Source organism: Clostridium tepidiprofundi DSM 19306, assembly GCF_001594005.1.
Lineage (GTDB): Bacteria > Bacillota > Clostridia > Clostridiales > Clostridiaceae > Clostridium_AC > Clostridium_AC tepidiprofundi.
On sequence record NZ_LTBA01000122.1, the window covers coordinates 1 to 1,169 of the forward strand.

At 27.1% G+C, this 1,169-nt stretch carries 1 pseudogene; it reads left to right on the top strand.

Annotation, left to right across the window (positions count from 1 at the left end):
• Positions 1 to 145: 145 nt before the first annotated feature.
• Positions 146 to 913, top strand: a pseudogene (locus CLTEP_RS13980) (transposase); the annotation flags it as partial.
• Between the last annotated feature and the right edge of the window lie 256 nt (positions 914 to 1,169).

The following is a 1,169-nucleotide window of genomic DNA, read 5'->3' on the forward strand; positions in this document are numbered from 1 at the left end:
TGTAGACATTTTAATCATCCTTTGTAAGTGTTTTTCCAAAGAATATATTACAATAGGATAATTAGAATGTCTATATTTTTATTTTTATGTTATGTAAAAATTTGTTAGCTAAAATGCACGTTTATAGCAAGTTAAATATCGTTTTAAGGTTTATGGTTATTGTATAATGACAACCCATGTCCATTTATTAATCGATTCTAACGGGGCAGATATAAGCCAATTCATGCACAGTATAAATCAATCATATGCTCAATATTACAACAAAAAACATAATAGGCGAGGTCATGTATTCCAAGATAGATTTAAAAGCAAAATAGTGGATACTCATTCTTATTTGCTAAGAGTTTCTGCATATATTCATAGGAATCCTAAAGATATGAAAGGATATAAAGGTCATCTTGAAGATTATAAATATTCAAGTCTGGGAGTATATCTTGGCTTAATGAAAGATTCTTTTGGTATACTAGATGAGGATTATGTTATGCAAATGTTTGATAAAGATGTAAAAAAAGCCCGAAAAGCTTATCTAATTCTTGTATATAACTGCGATAATAAAATTTTAAAAGAAAATACTGAATTTAAAGATGAAAAGACAGAATACAAAAGTGAAAGACAAATTGTAAAAAGAAATTTTGACCATGAAGAAATATTAGATTTCGTTTCGGAATATACAAATATTCCCAAATGGCAAATTTTCTTGAAAGGCAACAGAAATAGCACACACCTAAAAGCTCTATATATACTAATGTTAAAATGTTTGTGTAATTTGAAGGATAAAGATATATGTAAAATTATTGGAAATATAACTCAATCACGAGTATCAGCCCTTTGTGCAATCGGAATTGAACTTGTACTTACTGATGATAAATATAAAAATATTATCGATGATTTTATTGCACTTAAAGCTAGTTAGAAACTTTTAAAACAATTGCATATATACCGTGTTTTAACATTTGTACTAGGATCATGAAAATAAATAATGGATCAATTCATCCTCCGAGACAAGCAACGGAGGTTTTCTCAACCCGATTACAACCCGATTAGGGACATTAAAATAAATAACAAGTCAATTTTATAAATAAATATAGAAAAATCCTTTTCAAATATGTTTTAATGTTAATAACAACAAAAACATATAAAACAAAAGAAAAGGATATGGTTATATGATA